22 protein-coding genes are annotated in these 15501 nt (G+C 41.2%); 9 read left to right on the forward strand and 13 right to left on the reverse strand.

What is annotated here, in order from left to right:
• Both AACV00_RS07675 and AACV00_RS07680 read left to right on the forward strand, forming a co-directional pair.
• Nucleotides 1–507, forward strand: a complete 507-nt coding sequence (locus AACV00_RS07675; protein WP_004248912.1) for a ribonuclease — start codon at nt 1–3, stop codon at nt 505–507.
• The gene (locus AACV00_RS07680; RefSeq protein ID WP_004245317.1) at nt 507–788 is read left to right on the forward strand and encodes a barstar family protein; all 282 of its coding nucleotides are present in this window, start codon (nt 507–509) and stop codon (nt 786–788) included. Before AACV00_RS07675 ends, AACV00_RS07680 begins: the two co-directional genes overlap by 1 nt.
• A 90-nt stretch (nt 789–878) precedes the next feature.
• Here AACV00_RS07680 and yjgA read toward each other — a convergent pair whose 3' ends face one another.
• Nucleotides 879–1439 (reverse strand): ribosome biogenesis factor YjgA, encoded by a 561-nt coding sequence (gene yjgA, locus AACV00_RS07685; protein WP_004248913.1) that lies wholly within the window; start codon nt 1437–1439, stop codon nt 879–881.
• A 186-nt stretch (nt 1440–1625) separates the two neighbouring features.
• On the opposite strand from yjgA, the gene pmbA reads away from it, so the two are divergent.
• Nucleotides 1626–2954, forward strand: a complete 1329-nt coding sequence (pmbA, locus tag AACV00_RS07690; protein ID WP_004248914.1) for a metalloprotease PmbA — start codon at nt 1626–1628, stop codon at nt 2952–2954.
• Between the two features lie 105 nt (nt 2955–3059).
• On the opposite strand, the gene rnk is transcribed toward pmbA, so the two are convergent.
• From rnk to AACV00_RS07750, 12 genes are all read right to left on the reverse strand, one after another.
• Nucleotides 3060–3470, reverse strand: a complete 411-nt coding sequence (gene rnk, locus AACV00_RS07695) for a nucleoside diphosphate kinase regulator (protein WP_004245312.1) — start codon at nt 3468–3470, stop codon at nt 3060–3062.
• Between the two features lie 174 nt (nt 3471–3644).
• Nucleotides 3645–3917 carry a PTS phosphocarrier protein NPr gene (gene npr, locus AACV00_RS07700; protein ID WP_004245309.1) on the reverse strand — a complete coding sequence of 91 codons (273 nt, stop codon included), beginning with the start codon at nt 3915–3917 and terminating at the stop codon, nt 3645–3647.
• Nucleotides 3914–4768, reverse strand: coding sequence for an RNase adapter RapZ (gene rapZ / locus AACV00_RS07705; protein ID WP_004245308.1), 855 nt, complete (start codon nt 4766–4768; stop codon nt 3914–3916). Before rapZ ends, npr begins: the two co-directional genes overlap by 4 nt.
• An 84-nt stretch (nt 4769–4852) precedes the next feature.
• Complete coding sequence (gene ptsN, locus AACV00_RS07710) at nt 4853–5320, reverse strand: PTS IIA-like nitrogen regulatory protein PtsN (protein ID WP_004245307.1); 468 nt, start codon at nt 5318–5320, stop codon at nt 4853–4855.
• 155 nt (nt 5321–5475) lie between these two features.
• Nucleotides 5476–5763, reverse strand: coding sequence for a ribosome hibernation promoting factor (gene hpf, locus AACV00_RS07715; RefSeq protein ID WP_004248916.1), 288 nt, complete (start codon nt 5761–5763; stop codon nt 5476–5478).
• 23 nt (nt 5764–5786) lie between these two features.
• Nucleotides 5787–7262, reverse strand: a complete 1476-nt coding sequence (gene rpoN / locus AACV00_RS07720) for an RNA polymerase factor sigma-54 (RefSeq protein ID WP_004248917.1) — start codon at nt 7260–7262, stop codon at nt 5787–5789.
• A gap of 59 nt (nt 7263–7321) precedes the next feature.
• Nucleotides 7322–8047 carry an LPS export ABC transporter ATP-binding protein gene (gene lptB, locus AACV00_RS07725; protein ID WP_004245304.1) on the reverse strand — a complete coding sequence of 242 codons (726 nt, stop codon included), beginning with the start codon at nt 8045–8047 and terminating at the stop codon, nt 7322–7324.
• A gap of 6 nt (nt 8048–8053) precedes the next feature.
• Nucleotides 8054–8587, reverse strand: coding sequence for a lipopolysaccharide ABC transporter substrate-binding protein LptA (gene lptA / locus AACV00_RS07730; RefSeq protein WP_004245303.1), 534 nt, complete (start codon nt 8585–8587; stop codon nt 8054–8056).
• On the reverse strand, nt 8568–9146 hold the full coding sequence (gene lptC, locus AACV00_RS07735; protein ID WP_004245302.1) for an LPS export ABC transporter periplasmic protein LptC: 579 nt from the start codon (nt 9144–9146) through the stop codon (nt 8568–8570). The genes lptA and lptC overlap by 20 nt, the downstream gene beginning before the upstream one ends.
• A 17-nt stretch (nt 9147–9163) precedes the next feature.
• Entirely contained in the window at nt 9164–9721 is a 558-nt protein-coding gene (gene kdsC, locus AACV00_RS07740; protein ID WP_004245301.1) for a 3-deoxy-manno-octulosonate-8-phosphatase KdsC, read from the reverse strand.
• A gap of 27 nt (nt 9722–9748) precedes the next feature.
• Nucleotides 9749–10723 (reverse strand): arabinose-5-phosphate isomerase KdsD, encoded by a 975-nt coding sequence (gene kdsD / locus AACV00_RS07745; protein ID WP_017628220.1) that lies wholly within the window; start codon nt 10721–10723, stop codon nt 9749–9751.
• A 17-nt stretch (nt 10724–10740) separates the two neighbouring features.
• Nucleotides 10741–11721 carry a calcium/sodium antiporter gene (locus tag AACV00_RS07750; RefSeq protein ID WP_004252691.1) on the reverse strand — a complete coding sequence of 327 codons (981 nt, stop codon included), beginning with the start codon at nt 11719–11721 and terminating at the stop codon, nt 10741–10743.
• Nucleotides 11722–11964: 243 nt separating this feature from the next.
• On the opposite strand from AACV00_RS07750, the gene mlaF reads away from it, so the two are divergent.
• From mlaF to ibaG, 6 genes are all read left to right on the forward strand, one after another.
• Complete coding sequence (gene mlaF, locus AACV00_RS07755; protein WP_004245298.1) at nt 11965–12777, forward strand: phospholipid ABC transporter ATP-binding protein MlaF; 813 nt, start codon at nt 11965–11967, stop codon at nt 12775–12777.
• Between the two features lie 3 nt (nt 12778–12780).
• Nucleotides 12781–13560, forward strand: a complete 780-nt coding sequence (mlaE, locus tag AACV00_RS07760; RefSeq protein WP_004248921.1) for a lipid asymmetry maintenance ABC transporter permease subunit MlaE — start codon at nt 12781–12783, stop codon at nt 13558–13560.
• 3 nt (nt 13561–13563) lie between these two features.
• Entirely contained in the window at nt 13564–14100 is a 537-nt protein-coding gene (gene mlaD, locus AACV00_RS07765) for an outer membrane lipid asymmetry maintenance protein MlaD (RefSeq protein WP_004252690.1), read from the forward strand.
• Between the two features lie 73 nt (nt 14101–14173).
• Entirely contained in the window at nt 14174–14803 is a 630-nt protein-coding gene (gene mlaC, locus AACV00_RS07770) for a phospholipid-binding protein MlaC (protein WP_004245295.1), read from the forward strand.
• A 1-nt stretch (nt 14804) separates the two neighbouring features.
• Nucleotides 14805–15098, forward strand: a complete 294-nt coding sequence (gene mlaB / locus AACV00_RS07775) for a lipid asymmetry maintenance protein MlaB (protein ID WP_036894171.1) — start codon at nt 14805–14807, stop codon at nt 15096–15098.
• Nucleotides 15099–15238: 140 nt separating this feature from the next.
• On the forward strand, nt 15239–15493 hold the full coding sequence (gene ibaG / locus AACV00_RS07780) for a BolA family iron metabolism protein IbaG (RefSeq protein WP_004245293.1): 255 nt from the start codon (nt 15239–15241) through the stop codon (nt 15491–15493).
• Nucleotides 15494–15501: the final 8 nt, after the last annotated feature.

The following is a 15501-nucleotide window of genomic DNA, read 5'->3' on the forward strand; positions in this document are numbered from 1 at the left end:
ATGGGCAAACGTCTATTCCCTGTTCTTATTGTTGTGGCTGTTTTATTTTTTGTTCTTTATAAAGGATTAGTACCTGAAACGCAGATACCAGCAACAGCGCCTCCTACATCGACAACATCTACATCGTCAAAGAGTTCAATCAGTCAGCCTGAGCCTCAACGTCCTTTAGCAATTGATGAAAAGACCCAAGCCAATAAAGTGGCTGATTATTTGCAACAACACGCCCGCTTACCTGATTTTTATATCAGCAAAAAAGAGGCTCGTGCTAAAGGTTGGAATGCGAAAGCGGGCAATTTATGTGACGTTTTACCAGGACGGGCGATTGGTGGTGATCGCTTTATGAACCGTGAAAAACAGTTACCTGAAGAAGTAGGGCGTCAATGGTTTGAAGCAGATGTCAATTATCAATGTGGACATCGTGGTAGCGATCGCCTGCTATATTCTAATGACGGATTAATTTATTTAACCACCGATCATTACCGTACCATGCAAAGAGTTGCACCTTAATGAAACAGATTATTTTTGATTTCAGCACATTGGCGGATCGAGATGCTTTTTATCATCAGTTTGCTCAGCAATTTCAATTAGATGAAGCATTCGGTAATAATCTTGATGCGTTATGGGATGTATTAACAGGAGAAATTGAATTGCCTGTTAATATTGTTTTCAGACATGCACCGCATCATTCCCGCACCTTCCAGCCCATTATTGAGATAATGCAAGAAGCGCAAGAGACGCTCGGTAAAGAGCTATTTCGCTTTCATTGTGAACATAAAAAAGCCAAGTAGAGCTAGCTGAAAGCCCATAAGTATTACAAGGTATCCTGAAAACCGCAGTGGTATCATGATTTAGCACTGCGTTTTCAGGAGCATCAGTCGTTAAGCTGACTCTGAGAGATCTTTTAGATATTGAAACAATAAGCGGAATGATTTTGGCGGTTTATTGGCTTCTTTCTCTTTTTTAGCATTACGAATAAGTGTGCGTAATTGCTGGCGATCGGCCATAGGATAAAGCGCTACCACTTCCTCAATCACTTCATTACCACCGTCAATCAGACGTGTACGCAGATCTTCTAGTTTATGTAACACTAAAATTTGCTGATTATGGCGATTTTTTAGTTTATCTAGTGCTTGGCGGATCGGCTCTTCATCAACATTACGGAGTAACTTACCGATATATTGAATTTGGCGACGACGCGCTTCGCGTTGTACCTTTTGCGCCAATTTAATTGAAGCGAGTAGTTTTTCATCAAGAGGAACACGTTCAAGCTCTTGAGCACTTAACTCAACAAGTTCGGTGCCTAATTTCTTTAACGCTTCAGCATCACGTTTAATTTCACTTTTGCTGACCCAAATGATCTCTTCCTCTTCTTCCTCTTCTAACGGTGTATTGTCAAATTCAGGATTGAGGTAGTGCCACTCTTCTGGCTGCTTTGCCATAATAAAAATTCCTGTTGCAGAGTAAGCCGGGAGTGTGATTTGGTGAATGACCAAAAGCCCGACGGGTGATAACATTCATATATCTTCTATTGTAACTGGGAAAATCGCTTGTTGACCACCTGTCAATTGATTTACTTTAGCAAAAATAAGTAAAAAGTGATGTTCTCCTTAGGAAAATGGTTCTCAATGAATAATACAGATCAGGTAAAACAGCTGGAAGAGGCAGTTTCTCTTGCACTGGAGATCGCCGCAAAACAGTGTGACGGTGCAGAAGTTGCAATTAATAAATCAACAGGCATAAGCGTTAGTACACGCTATGGTGAAGTAGAAAATGTTGAATTTAATAGTGATGGTGCATTAGGGATCACCGTCTATCAGCAACAACGTAAAGGGAGTGCATCTTCTACAGATTTAAGTCCTGATGCGATTAAACGTGCAGTACAAGCGGCTGTAGATATTGCGCGCTACACTTCTGTTGATCCTTATGCAGGGCCTGCTGATAAAGCCCTGTTAGCCTTCGATGCCCCTTTTCTTGATCTCTACCACCCAACAGACATAACAGCAGATAAAGCGATTGAGCTGGCGTCTCGTGCGGAGCAAGCTGCATTAGACAGTGATAGCCGTATCGTCAATACCGAAGGAGGAAGCTTTAATAGTCATAGTGGAACTCGCGTCTTTGGTAACAGCCTTGGTTTATTAAAAAGCTACTCTTCATCTCGTTATTCAATGTCGAGTTGCGTTATCGCTCGTGAGGGTGAGGATATGGAGCGCGATTATGCCTATACCATTAGTCGCCGTTTTGAGGCGTTACAATCTCCTGAATGGGTAGGACAAGAGTGTGCACGCCGTACCTTATCTCGTCTAGCTCCCCGTAAATTATCCACCATGAAAGCGCCTGTTCTTTTCTCAGCGGAAGTAGCAACGGGGATCTTCGGTCATTTAGTGGCAGCCATCAGTGGTAGCATGATCTACCGTGAGTCATCTTGTTTGTTAGATAGCTTAGGAAAACAGATTTTCCCTCAATGGTTAAATATTCAAGAGCGTCCACATATTGTGGGAGGATTAGCATCAACGCCTTTTGATAGTGAAGGGGTACGCACATCAGATGCAGATATTATTAAAGATGGGGTACTGCAAGAGTGGCTCCTTACTAGCTATTCCGCAAGAAAATTAGGGTTAAAAAGCAATGGACATGCAGGGGGCATTCATAACTGGCGTATCCCAGGGCAAGGCCTCTCCTTTGATGAATTGTTAAAAGAGATGGGCACAGGGCTTGTGGTCACTGAATTAATGGGACAAGGGGTTAGCACGGTGACAGGGGATTATTCCCGTGGTGCGAGCGGTTTCTGGGTCGAAAATGGTGAAATTCAGTATCCAGTGAGTGAAGTGACTATTGCCGGTAACTTGAAAGAGATGTGGGCGAATATTGCCACAATAGGTGATGATATTGAAACCCGCAGTAATATTCAGTGTGGATCGCTACTATTACCAGAAATGAGTATCGCAGGTCAGTAGCACCTTACCTTTAATCTCAGCCCATAAGTGGGCTGAGATATCGCGCTTACTTGTATTTTATTGCGTTAATAAGATAAAAAATAACACGCGAACCTTCAGCATTGCTTAACGGTGTAATTCACCAGCAGCTTCAGGTTGGTAGAGAATTTCTAATACTTTGACCTTAGTTTCAAGGCCATTAGGAAGCTGCCAACTGATCTCATCATTGATAGCTAAACCTAATAGTGCAGCCCCCATTGGCGCCATGACTGATAATTCAGTCGCACTATCTTTTAATGAAGCAGGGTAAACTAAAGTACGAATACGCTCTTCATTATTTTTTAAGTCCATAAAACGGACTTTGCTGTTCATGGTGACGATGTTAGCAGGGATATCAGCTGGTGTAACAATGTCAGCACGATCTAACTCTTCATTTAAAGCTTCTGCAATTGGGCTGTCTGCAAAGGCAGGTTGCTCTAGTAATGAATCTAAACGTTCTGCATCAAGTTCATTGATGATAATTGTTGGCTTTGTCATACCACACTCCAATTTGTTCCAATGCAAAACAACACCCCCACGGATTAGGTGGGGGTGTTGTTAAACTCTATGTAAGATAATAGGCGGTTCTGTAGCAAAAAGAAAGAGGCAGTGATCACAGTCTCTTTCTGGGATTTTTGTTAAGAAATGCTAATCTATTGTTTTTAATTAGAATTAATCTTCATCAAACCCTGATTCAAATAATGCAATAATCGCATCAATCGCTTCTTTTTCATCACAGCCACTGGCTTCTATATCGATGTGACTGCCTTGTTCGGAATCTAACATCAACATCGCAATCACACTATCTGCTTGCGCCTCAACGCCTTCATGGTTACGTAACGTCACCGTTGATTGAAATGTATTGACCAAATCAAACAATTTCATGGCAGGCCTTGCATGCATGCCTAAACGGTTTTTTATCGCTACGCGTCGATATTGGGTCATTTGCGCTTTTCAAGTGTTCTATGGCGTGATTGTACGTTTTTCCCTCTAGAGCGGAAATAGTCAGCCAGTTGTTCAGCCACGTAAACAGAACGATGTTTGCCGCCAGTACAACCAATAGCAACAGTTAGGTAACTACGATTATTCGTCTCTAACATCGGTAGCCAAAGTTCTAGATAACTTCTTGTTTGATAAATAAAGTTATGCACTTCGGTATGGCGATCGAGGAAGGCTGCGACTGGACGATCTAACCCCGTCATTGGGCGTAATTTGGGATCCCAGTGGGGATTAGGTAAAAATCGTACATCAAAGACATAATCAGCATCGATAGGAATACCATGTTTAAAACCGAAAGACTCAAATACCATGGTCAATTCGCGTTCACGTTTACCGAGTAAGCGAGTACGTAGCATTTCGGCTAATTCATGCACTGACATCTCTGAGGTATCAATAATCAGATCAGCCCGTGATCGTAAAGGTTCGAGCAGATCACTCTCTGTATCAATCGCCATTTCTAGCGAGAGGTTTTTCGTTGAAAGAGGGTGTAGGCGTCGAGTATCACTATAACGGCGGATCAGCGTATTTCTATCAGCATCTAAAAATAACAGTTGTGGAGAATATTCCGCGGGTAAACTTTCCAGCGCCTTTTCGAAAATCTCCGGTGATTCTGGCATATTACGTACGTCAATACTGACTGCGGCAGCGGCAGCATCACGCTCAGCCAGTGTTTTCGCAAGCTCCGGTAACAGATCGACAGGTAAGTTATCAACGCAATAAAATCCCATGTCCTCAAGCGCACGCAAAGCGACTGACTTACCTGAACCAGAGCGTCCGCTGACTATCATCAGCACCATGAGGTAGCTCCCCTTAATTTCCCAGTGATGAATATCATTCCACTGTATGCTATTCGCGTCCTGATAAACCCAAACCCATTAGGTTTATTCTGTGATAATCTGATAAAGCTCTTCATCACTTTGTGCGGAGCGTAGTCGGCGACATAAATTTTTGTCAGCCAACTGTTTTGCAATCAAAGACAGTGTGTGTAAATGTTCCTTACATTGTGTTGCAGGAACGAGTAATGCAAACAACAAATCGACAGGTTGATTATCAATAGCGTCGAAGGCAATAGGCTCGCTTAGGTGAAGAAACACACCAACAACTTTTTCAGTTTCATCACTTTCAATACGCCCATGAGGGATAGCCAATCCACCCCCAATCCCTGTTGTACCGACTTTTTCACGCGTTAATAAAGCCTCAAAAATCAGTGTCTCTGGTAAATTCAGTGCTTGAGCTGCATTCTCACTGATAATTTCTAACGCGCGTTTTTTACTTGTGCAATGCACATTGTTATGTGTACATGCCAGAGTAAGTACGTCGCTAATATTCATCTTTGTATCGTTGTTCATTGTCTTATTCACTTAGACCAGCAAACCAGATGCCACAGAGTGACACCTGGTTTTTGTTAGCGGATTATTTAGGCGCTGTTTTTAATTGAACAAACGCGACATCAATAACACCCTAACATCGCCGATTGTATTCCCATTTTACAATGGGAAATGAATTAATGTTGTCTCAGTTTATCTTTGTGTTTGGTTAATTGACGAGCCAGTTTATCCATTAATCCATCAATTGCTGCGTACATATCTTCTGCTTCCGCAGAGGCATGTAATTCACCGCCATTTACTTGAATCGTCGCTTCCGCAATTTTAGTCACTTTTTCGACTTTGAGGATAACTTGGACGTTATTAATTTTGTCAAAGAACTGAGGTAATTTAGCGCTTTTTGCTTTGACGGTATCACGCAGAGCATCAGTTAATTCAATATTATGACCAGTGATTTGAAGTTCCATAGTGTCTTCCTTCTCAATTATGCTCAAACCAACTCTTTACGTTGATTTGAAGGCGGGATGGATAATGACTCTCTATATTTCGCAACAGTTCGTCGAGCAACCTGTATACCAAGCTCGGCGAGCATATTTGCCAGTTTACTATCACTTAGTGGTTTCGCTGGGTTTTCTGCTGCGATTAGTTTCTTCACTAAAGCCCGAATTGCTGTTGAAGAGGCTTCACCTCCGTTATCAGTATTTACGTGGCTTGAGAAAAAATACTTCAATTCGAAAATTCCCCGAGGACAATGCAAATATTTTTGCGTTGTAACGCGAGAAATGGTGGACTCGTGCATCTCAACCTGTTCTGCAATATCGGCCAAAACAAGGGGTTTCATATGCTCTTCACCGAATTCGAAAAACGCCTGCTGTGTGTCAACAATGCAATGAGCGACTTTTAATAATGTCTCATTACGGCTTTCTAAGCTTTTTATCAGCCATTTAGCCTCTTGTAAATTGTCACGAATAAATTTCCCATCGCTTTCGTTTTGAGCTGATTGCCCAAGCGCTGCATAAGTCTCATTTATGCGTAGGCGGGGAATGCTATCCGTATTTAACTCAACTTGCCAGTGTTCTCCTGATTTTTTTACCAGTACATCAGGAATAACATACTGTGATTCCTCTGTATCAATACTTAAACCCGGTTTTGGATCAAGAGATTGAATGGTCTCAATTACTACTTTTAATGTCTCTTCACGTAGCTTAGTGTGACGCATTAATTGGCGAAAATCACGATTACCTAATAACGCTAAATAGTGCTCAATAACAAGTTGAGTCTCTTTCAAATAAGGTGTATTAGTTGGAAATGTCGACAATTGAATTAACAGACACTCTTTTAAGTCTCTGGCAGCGACACCTACGGGATCAAAGCGTTGAATACGCTTTAATACCGCTTCAATCTCATCAAGCTCTAACTCATCATCACCCATTCCGGCAAGAATGTCATCTGTTGAAACTGTTAAATATCCTGTTTCATCGACAGCATCAATAATGCTTGTCGCGATAGCACGATCAGTATCAGTAAAAGGTGTTAGGTCAGCTTGCCAAGTTAGGTAATCTTGCAGTGAAGCCGTGGTTTCACCTTGATAGAGTGGTAATTCATCAGCCGCATAATCATTACTGGTGCCTGAAGGGGTGCCTGCGGTGTAAATTTCTTCCCATTGGGTATCGAGAGGAAGATCGTCAGGCATCTCCTTTTGCTCTAGTGCATCTAGGGTATCTAACACCTCATTATCACGCTCATTGTCTGGTGTACTATCATCACTCTCTTGTGTTGATGAGCTATCAGAATGCGTTACATCCGCTTGATCGTCTTCTTGTTCAAGCAATGGGTTAGATTCAAGGGCTTGTTGAATTTCTTGTTGTAATTCAAGCGTAGAAAGTTGCAACAAACGAATAGCCTGTTGGAGCTGTGGCGTCATGGCCAATTGCTGACTAAGACGAAGTTGCAGACTTTGTTTCATAGTGATGCGATGGATCCTCTTATGTTGTCATCCGTGACGAAATAAAAGTGTCACTCAGATCACAGGCGGAAGCCTTCACCTAAGTAAACACGTTTAACTTGCTCATTTGCCAAAATTTCTTCTGGTGAACCATGGGCAATAAGGTGTCCTTGACTGACGATATAAGCACGTTCACACACATCTAAGGTTTCGCGTACATTATGGTCGGTAATTAATACGCCCAAGCCATAATCGCGTAGATGTTGGATAATTTTCTTAATATCTAAAACGGAAATAGGGTCAACACCGGCAAAAGGCTCATCCAATAAAATAAATTTAGGATTTGCCGCTAGCGCCCGTGCTATCTCTACACGACGGCGTTCACCCCCTGATAAAGATTGCCCTAAACTATTACGTAAGTGACTGACATTAAACTCTTCAAGTAGCTCTTCTGCACGATCTTTTCGTTGTTCGGCCGTTAAATCATGGCGTATTTCTAAAATTCCCATGATATTGTCATAAACGCTTAAGCGTCTAAAAATAGAGGCTTCTTGTGGCAAATAACCAATACCCTTACGCGCACGCTCATGTAACGGGAGTAAGGTAATATCTTCATCGTCGATAGTAATGCTACCCGCATCACGGGCGACAATACCTACCACCATATAAAAGGTGGTGGTTTTCCCCGCACCGTTAGGGCCAAGTAAGCCAACAATCTCACCGGAGTTAACATTGAGGCTCACATCACCGACAACGGTGCGCCCTTTGTATGCTTTTGCTAAATTTTCAGCTTTTAACAGCGCCATAAAGTGTTACTTACCTTTGTTGTTAACACCGGGACCTTTCTCTTGTAACTGAGAAGGGAGTAAAACGGTGGTGACTTGTTTTCCCTTACCGCTAAATGCTTCCATTTGTTGTGTCGGTACGAGATAAGTGATTTTATCACCGGTGATATTACTGTCTAATTGTTCAAGATAAGCCTTACCTGTTAAGGTCACCAGCTCTTTGTCCATCTCATAGGTCATTTTATCACCACGACCTTTGATTGGTTTACCATCATCTTGTAACTGATAGAATGTCACAGGGTTACCAAAAGCTTCAATCACGATTTTTTTAGAATCGCCACCAGGACGTGTAACCACTACTTTATCAGCTCTTATATCAATAGAGCCTTGTTTTACCACAACATTTTGTGTGAAAGTGGTAATGTTTTTTTCTAAATTAAGTGACTGTTTCTCGGAATTAACAACAATAGGTTGTTGTGTATCATCTTTAAGTGCCATAACTGGGACACTTATTGAGAATAACGTACTGATAATTAGTGTATTACGGATTTTTCGATTCATTAGGGATCTCATAATAGGTGTTCACCTGTTCAATCAGCTCTGCACGTTTTTCACGCAGATTGCCTCGCATTTTTAAGCCGACTGATTTCAGTCCGACGCCGATAATAGTCACTTCATCATCAGAGGAAACATCTTGTGTATCCAGATCTGCGATAGCATTTTCTGTGCTGATCCGCTGAAGTTGGGAGTCATCAGTTAAACTATCAATTTGAACGTCGCCATAAAGATAGAGCATTTTACTGTTTGTCAGTTTGGCTTTATTTGCACGCACGGTCCATGTTGCATCTCCTGTCGGCGAATAAGTCGTTAAGACAGGATTAGTAAACCATGTAAACTTTTGCTGAGCATAGTTTTTGACATCATCAGCAACTAGTTTATATCCCAGTATACCTGTTGGTTCATAAACAAAGGATATTGATGATTTAGATTGGTAGGTGGGTTGACCATCTTCAACAATCTTTCCATCATCAAGCTCAGTATTGTTAGTATAGTTCCAGCCAATCAGCCCAAGAGCAATAATGGCTAAAATCAGGGTAAACCAGGATTTTAATTTATTCATTCTGTGTCGTTATACGTTTAAATCGATAAACCTTTAGCTTCTTCAAGTCGACCTTGGGCTAATAGGATCAAATCACATAATTCTCGTACTGCACCGCGTCCACCTAAAATATGGGTAACATAGTCGGCACGAGGTGTGAGTAATGGATGGGCATCAGCAACGGCAACTGACAGTCCTACTTTTTCCATTACCGGTAAATCAATCAGATCATCGCCAATATAGGCTGTCTGTTCTGGTTTAAGGTTTAGTGTATCTAACAGTTGTTGATACGCCAAAAGCTTATTATGCTGTCCTTGGTAAAGATATGTAATGCCAAGTGTTTTGGCTCTATCTTCTAAAAGCTTAGATTGACGACCCGTAATGATAGCGACCTCAATACCCGATGTAAGTAAACAACGAATGCCATAGCCATCACGGACATTAAACGCTTTCAACTCTTCACCGTTATTGCCCATATAAATAAGTCCGTCAGACATCACACCATCAACATCGCAAATCAGCAATTGGACTTTTTCTGCTTTTTGCATTATTTGCTTACTTACTGCACCGTAGCAGGTCTCTATCATTGTATTCATCTTTATCCTTATGAACGCATAACAAGCTTAAACAACCCCAGCTTGCAATAAATCGTGCATATGTAAAACACCTAATAAAATATCACTATCTGGTTCAGTGACTAACAGTGAAGTGATATGTTTTGCTTGCATTAAATTAAGCGCTTCTACCGCTAAGCTATCTGGGGAAATGCGAATTCCGCCTTTCGTCATTACATCTGATATTTTGGCATTATTAAGATCAATACCTAAATCAAAGATACGACGCAAATCACCATCAGTAAAAATACCGTTAATCAACATATTATCATCACAGATAACGGTCATACCTAATTTTTTACGGGTGATCTCTACCAGTGCTTCGCGTAATGTCGCTTCTTTGCTGACGCGTGGAATATCATCATCTTTATTCATTAAATCACTGACATGAAGCAATAATTTACGCCCCAATGCACCACCGGGATGCGATAGTGCAAAGTCTTCCGCCGTAAAACCTCGAGCGCGCAATAAAGCGATAGCTAAGGCATCTCCCATCACCAGTGTTGCCGTCGTGCTGGTGGTAGGGGCTAAACCTAACGGACAAGCTTCTTTAGGGACTTTTATACAAAGATGAATATCAGCAGCTTTCCCCATTGTACTTTGAGGTGAGCGTGTCATACAAATTAAAAGGATCTGTTTACGCTTGAGGACAGGGATAAGGGCGAGAATTTCACTGGCTTCACCTGAATTTGAAATTGCCAGCACAATGTCTTTTTCTGTCACCATACCTAAATCGCCATGACTGGCTTCACCGGGGTGAACAAAAAAAGAAGGGGTGCCGGTACTGGCAAAGGTGGCGGCAATTTTATGCCCAATATGACCTGATTTTCCCATGCCCATAACAATCACTCTTCCCTGACAGTGAAAGATTTTTTCACAGGCAAGAGAAAAATCGTCATTGATATATTGTGCTAACTCAGCTAATCCTTCTTGTTCAATTTGAAGAACCTTTTTACCTGCTTGCTGAAAATCAAATCCGGTCATTTTTTGTACCATTTATTTTAGGTTAAGAGAGAATGTGCAACGCACAACACCGTAATATAAACAATAAAACAAACTAATAAGAAAATCCCCTTTCCACGGTTTAGCCGCTGTTTGCGCCCCAATGAAAAGAGTGAGAAAAGTAGGCCCGCGACCACCAGCACAGTAAAACTAAAATAGAATGCTTGCATATTAAATGTGCTAGGAGAGAGTAATGCGGGCATGCCTAGCACAAAGGTGAGATTAAAAATATTAGCGCCAATAATATTGCCTAGAGCCAGTTCATTTTCACGTCTTAAGGCTGCCACAACGGTCGTTGCTAATTCAGGTAAACTGGTGCCAATAGATAGCAAGGTTAGTCCAACTAAAAAACCGCTGAGATGATACTGTTGCATGATGATAAAAACATTATCAATGATCATTCTTGTTGCAACAGGGATTATCAGTAATGCAATTACCACCCAAAATAGGGCAACAGAATTACGTGGATTAGTTTGTAATTCAAAACGTGAAAGTGTCTCTAGCGGTAACACATGGCGCACTTGTGTTAAGGTTTTATGGAGCATTTTTATCATTAGAAAAAGAGAGGCGAAGCCGATGAAAAAAAGTAAACAGCCTTCTCTCAACCCTAGATGACCATTAGAAACCACCAGTCCTGCTAATAAGATGACTATAATCATCAAAGGAAGTTCTTTTTTTAGTACCGCAGATTGGATATTCATGGGATAAATCATCGCTCCAATCCCAGCAATCAGTAGCAGATTCGTTAATGAAGATCCTATTGCTGTACCTATCGCTATCTCGGGTAAATTGTGGATGGCCGCGTCGGTTGCAACAAAAAGCTCCGGCAATGAAGTGCCCATTCCCACAATAACAATACCGATAACGGCAGGAGGGAGCTTTAATGATTGAGCAAACACACTTGCACCATACACCAGTCGGTCTGATGCATAGACTAATAACATCAACCCAACAATGAGAAGAGACAAAGTAATCAACATGCCATCAGTTTTCCAACAATGAGTGAAAAATAAAGAAAAAACCAATAAGACAGGGCTGATAAAAAACATTATTGTCAAAAGGTTTTGCTAATTCACCATATTTTGACTAGCCAAGCACGAAAAGTAAAATCAACCGTGCAATAAATTGCTAAATAGTGGTGATTTCTTTGTAACATTGACAATGACCTGCCAAAATAGCGTATAAATTTTGTTTATGCAGACAGGCTTAAGGACGTTTTATTCATGAACGCACAACCAGACAATTTAATTGAAGTGCGCAATATGAACTTTACTCGCGGTAGCAGAAAGATTTTTTCGCAAATCAATCTGGATGTGCCTAGAGGAAAAGTGACTGCAATAATGGGGCCTTCAGGGATAGGTAAAACCACCTTATTACGCTTGATGGGGGGACAAATTCTGCCTGATAGTGGTGATATTTGGTTTGATGGTGACAATATTCCTAAGTTATCACGCTCTGCTTTATATCAGTCAAGAAAAAAAATGAGTATGCTTTTTCAATCAGGCGCCCTTTTTACTGATATGAATGTATTTGAAAATGTCGCCTTCCCATTAAGAGAGCATACTAATTTACCCGAGGCGTTAATTCACACTACCGTGATGATGAAGTTAGAAGCGGTAGGGTTAAGAGGGGCTGCTAATTTAATGCCATCTGAATTATCGGGGGGAATGGCGCGCAGAGCCGCTTTAGCAAGAGCGATAGCCCTTGATCCAGATTTAATCATGTTTGACGAGCCATTCGTTGGACAAGATCCCATTACCATGGGGGTATTAGTAAAACTGATTGATGAATTAAACCATGCATTAGGGGTCACTTGTGTGGTGGTGTCTCATGATGTCCCTGAAGTACTGAGTATTGCCGATTATGCATATATTATTGCAGAACAGAAAATCATTGCTCAGGGAAGTGCAAAAGAGCTACAGGAAAATCCAGACAGACAAGTAAGACAGTTTTTAGATGGTATTGCTGATGGACCTGTACCTTTCCGTTTTCCTGCGGGGAACTATCAGGATGATCTATTAGGACGAGGTAATTAGTACGTGGTTAATTTACTAGCGCGGTTAGGCGCGCGATCACTGTCGATTTTTGCGACTTTTGGTAGAGCCGGCATCATGCTATTTCGAGCATTGATCGGTAAGCCTGAGTTTCGTAAGCAGTGGCCATTATTAATGAAGCAACTGTACAGTGTTGGTGTTCAGTCGCTACTGATCATTATGGTTTCTGGACTTTTTATTGGCATGGTTCTTGGTTTACAGGGCTATCTAGTACTGACGACATTTAGTGCGGAAGCGAGCCTAGGTATGATGGTGGCGCTTTCTTTGTTACGAGAGTTAGGCCCTGTGGTGACAGCACTATTATTTGCTGGACGCGCAGGCTCAGCACTGACCGCAGAAATAGGTTTAATGAAAGCAACAGAGCAGATATCCAGTTTAGAAATGATGGCTGTCGACCCTCTTAGACGAGTGGTTGCGCCACGTTTTTGGGCCGGGTTTATTAGTATGCCATTACTTTCACTGATCTTTGTTGCGGTGGGGATCTGGGGTGGTGCTATTGTCGGCGTGGATTGGAAAGGCATTGATGAAGGCTTTTTCTGGGCATCAATGCAAGGTGCGGTTGAGTGGCAAAAAGACTTAGTGAATTGTTTTATTAAGAGTGTCGTGTTTGCCATTACCGTGACTTGGATAGCGCTGTTTAACGGATATGACGCAATCCCAACATCGGAAGGGATTAGCAGAGCAACAACGCGTACCGTTGTTCATTCATCGTTAGCCGTATTAGGTTTAGATTTTGTGCTAACTGCACTGATGTTTGGGAATTAAGTCATGCAAAGTAAAAAAATTGAAGTTTGGGTTGGTTTATTTGTTGTTATTGCACTGATAGCGGTTGTCTTTTTAAGCTTAAAAGTGGCTGATATTAAAGAAGTGGGTAATCAACCTACTTATCGTGTCTACGCAAGTTTTGGTAATATTGGTGGTTTAAAAGAGCGTTCACCGGTTAAAATCGGTGGGGTGGTAATTGGTCGCGTTGCCTCTATTACCTTAAAAGAAGAGATGGAAGGTAACTATCGTCCTGAAGTTGCTCTCGATATTTTAAACATTTATGACCATATTCCTGACAGCAGTTCTCTTTCTATTCGCACATCAGGTTTATTAGGTGAACAGTTTTTGGCCTTAAATCTCGGCTTTTATGATGAAGATTTAGGTTCTGATTTTCTAAAGGATGGTGGCAGAATTACCAATACCCATTCAGCCATGGTGCTTGAAGATTTGATTGGTCAGTTCCTTTATAAAACCGGTGACGGAGATGGAAAAACAACCTCTGACTCAAAAACGCAAACCGAACAACCAGCATTACCTTAATGCTCATTCGCTTACGGTGTGGTTTATTTAGTGCACCGTATTTACTGAAATATAATCCCAAGAGGAAGCGAGTATGTTTAAACGCTTATTAATGGTCGCATTATTGGTGATAACACCTTTTGCGATGGCGGTCGATAAAACCAATCCTTATGCATTGATGGAAGATGCCGCGCAAAAAACCTTTGATAAATTAAAAACTGAGCAACCAGAAATTCGTAAAAATCCAGAACTGTTACGTGAGATTGTTCAACAAGAGTTGTTACCTTATGTGCATATCAAATATGCCGGAGCATTAGTGTTGGGGCCTTATTATCGTAATGCAACGCCGGCTCAGCGTGATGCTTACTTTGCCGCTTTTAAAGATTATCTTGCACAAGTGTATGGCCAAGCATTAGCAATGTATGAAGGGCAAGAATATCGCATTGAACCTGCCAAACCTTTTGCGGATAAATCAAACCTGACTATTCGTGTCACTATTATTGATAAAAATGGTCGACCACCAGTACGCCTTGATTTTCAATGGCGCAAGAACAGTAAAACGGGTGAATGGCAAGCCTATGATATGATTGCCGAAGGCGTTAGCATGATCACCACCAAACAAAATGAGTGGTCTGATATTTTAAGTGCGAAAGGGGTTGATGGTTTAACTAAGCAATTAGAAATTAGTGCCAAAACACCGATTACATTAGATGAGAAAAAATAGTATGTCAGCTTCGTTAAATTGGCAAAAAGAGGGTGAAATACTCTCTTTCCAAGGAACGCTAGATAGAGAAACGTTATTGCCAGTTTGGCAACAACGTAAAGCGTTATTAGCTGATATTAATATCATCGATATTTCTCAACTTGATCATATTGACTCAACCGGATTAGCACTTTTTGTCCATCTAAAGGCCGAAATGGAAGCACTTGATCGTCAATGTATTATTCAAGGTGTTAGTGAGCGCTTTCAAACGCTAATCACACTCTATGATCTTGATGAAATTATGAATATTGCTTAATGCTTTTCCCGATAAAGCAATAAAAAAATCCCCCTTATTGATACTTTTATCATTAAGGGGGTTTTTCATGGTTTAAGAGTAGGCCGGATTCTATTAGGATAGGCAACTGATTATTATTTTAACGTTGAGATTGAGCAATTATGGATACAAATGAAATCAAACAAGTATTAATGGATACCCTATCTTTAGATGAAGTCATTGTTAATGGTGATGGCAGTCATTTTCAGGTTGTGGTTGTTGGCGCGATGTTTGAAGGAATGAGCAGAGTGAAACAACAACAAACCATTTATGCCCCTTTGATGGAATATATCGCAGATAATCGTATTCACGCTTTATCTATTAAAGCCTACACACCTGAAGAGTGGAAAAGGGATCGTAAACTCAGCGGGCTTTAATTCAGTAG

The sequence above is a fragment of the Proteus sp. G3927 genome (genome assembly GCF_963894685.1).
Taxonomy (GTDB): domain Bacteria; phylum Pseudomonadota; class Gammaproteobacteria; order Enterobacterales; family Enterobacteriaceae; genus Proteus; species Proteus mirabilis.

What these genes read in the sequence shown, in the direction of transcription:
- AACV00_RS07675 (WP_004248912.1), top strand. Translation starts at nt 1, where the DNA reads ATGGGCAAACGTCTATTCCCTGTTCTTATTGTTGTGGCTGTTTTATTT.
- AACV00_RS07680 (WP_004245317.1), top strand. Translation starts at nt 507, where the DNA reads ATGAAACAGATTATTTTTGATTTCAGCACATTGGCGGATCGAGATGCT.
- yjgA (WP_004248913.1), bottom strand. Translation starts at nt 1,439, where the DNA reads ATGGCAAAGCAGCCAGAAGAGTGGCACTACCTCAATCCTGAATTTGAC.
- pmbA (WP_004248914.1), top strand. Translation starts at nt 1,626, where the DNA reads ATGAATAATACAGATCAGGTAAAACAGCTGGAAGAGGCAGTTTCTCTT.
- rnk (WP_004245312.1), bottom strand. Translation starts at nt 3,470, where the DNA reads ATGACAAAGCCAACAATTATCATCAATGAACTTGATGCAGAACGTTTA.
- npr (WP_004245309.1), bottom strand. Translation starts at nt 3,917, where the DNA reads ATGACCCAATATCGACGCGTAGCGATAAAAAACCGTTTAGGCATGCAT.
- rapZ (WP_004245308.1), bottom strand. Translation starts at nt 4,768, where the DNA reads ATGGTGCTGATGATAGTCAGCGGACGCTCTGGTTCAGGTAAGTCAGTC.
- ptsN (WP_004245307.1), bottom strand. Translation starts at nt 5,320, where the DNA reads ATGAACAACGATACAAAGATGAATATTAGCGACGTACTTACTCTGGCA.
- hpf (WP_004248916.1), bottom strand. Translation starts at nt 5,763, where the DNA reads ATGGAACTTCAAATCACTGGTCATAATATTGAATTAACTGATGCTCTG.
- rpoN (WP_004248917.1), bottom strand. Translation starts at nt 7,262, where the DNA reads ATGAAACAAAGTCTGCAACTTCGTCTTAGTCAGCAATTGGCCATGACG.
- lptB (WP_004245304.1), bottom strand. Translation starts at nt 8,047, where the DNA reads ATGGCGCTGTTAAAAGCTGAAAATTTAGCAAAAGCATACAAAGGGCGC.
- lptA (WP_004245303.1), bottom strand. Translation starts at nt 8,587, where the DNA reads ATGAATCGAAAAATCCGTAATACACTAATTATCAGTACGTTATTCTCA.
- lptC (WP_004245302.1), bottom strand. Translation starts at nt 9,146, where the DNA reads ATGAATAAATTAAAATCCTGGTTTACCCTGATTTTAGCCATTATTGCT.
- kdsC (WP_004245301.1), bottom strand. Translation starts at nt 9,721, where the DNA reads ATGAATACAATGATAGAGACCTGCTACGGTGCAGTAAGTAAGCAAATA.
- kdsD (WP_017628220.1), bottom strand. Translation starts at nt 10,723, where the DNA reads ATGACCGGATTTGATTTTCAGCAAGCAGGTAAAAAGGTTCTTCAAATT.
- AACV00_RS07750 (WP_004252691.1), bottom strand. Translation starts at nt 11,721, where the DNA reads ATGTTGATTACTTTGTCTCTTCTCATTGTTGGGTTGATGTTATTAGTC.
- mlaF (WP_004245298.1), top strand. Translation starts at nt 11,965, where the DNA reads ATGAACGCACAACCAGACAATTTAATTGAAGTGCGCAATATGAACTTT.
- mlaD (WP_004252690.1), top strand. Translation starts at nt 13,564, where the DNA reads ATGCAAAGTAAAAAAATTGAAGTTTGGGTTGGTTTATTTGTTGTTATT.
- mlaC (WP_004245295.1), top strand. Translation starts at nt 14,174, where the DNA reads ATGTTTAAACGCTTATTAATGGTCGCATTATTGGTGATAACACCTTTT.
- mlaB (WP_036894171.1), top strand. Translation starts at nt 14,805, where the DNA reads ATGTCAGCTTCGTTAAATTGGCAAAAAGAGGGTGAAATACTCTCTTTC.
- ibaG (WP_004245293.1), top strand. Translation starts at nt 15,239, where the DNA reads ATGGATACAAATGAAATCAAACAAGTATTAATGGATACCCTATCTTTA.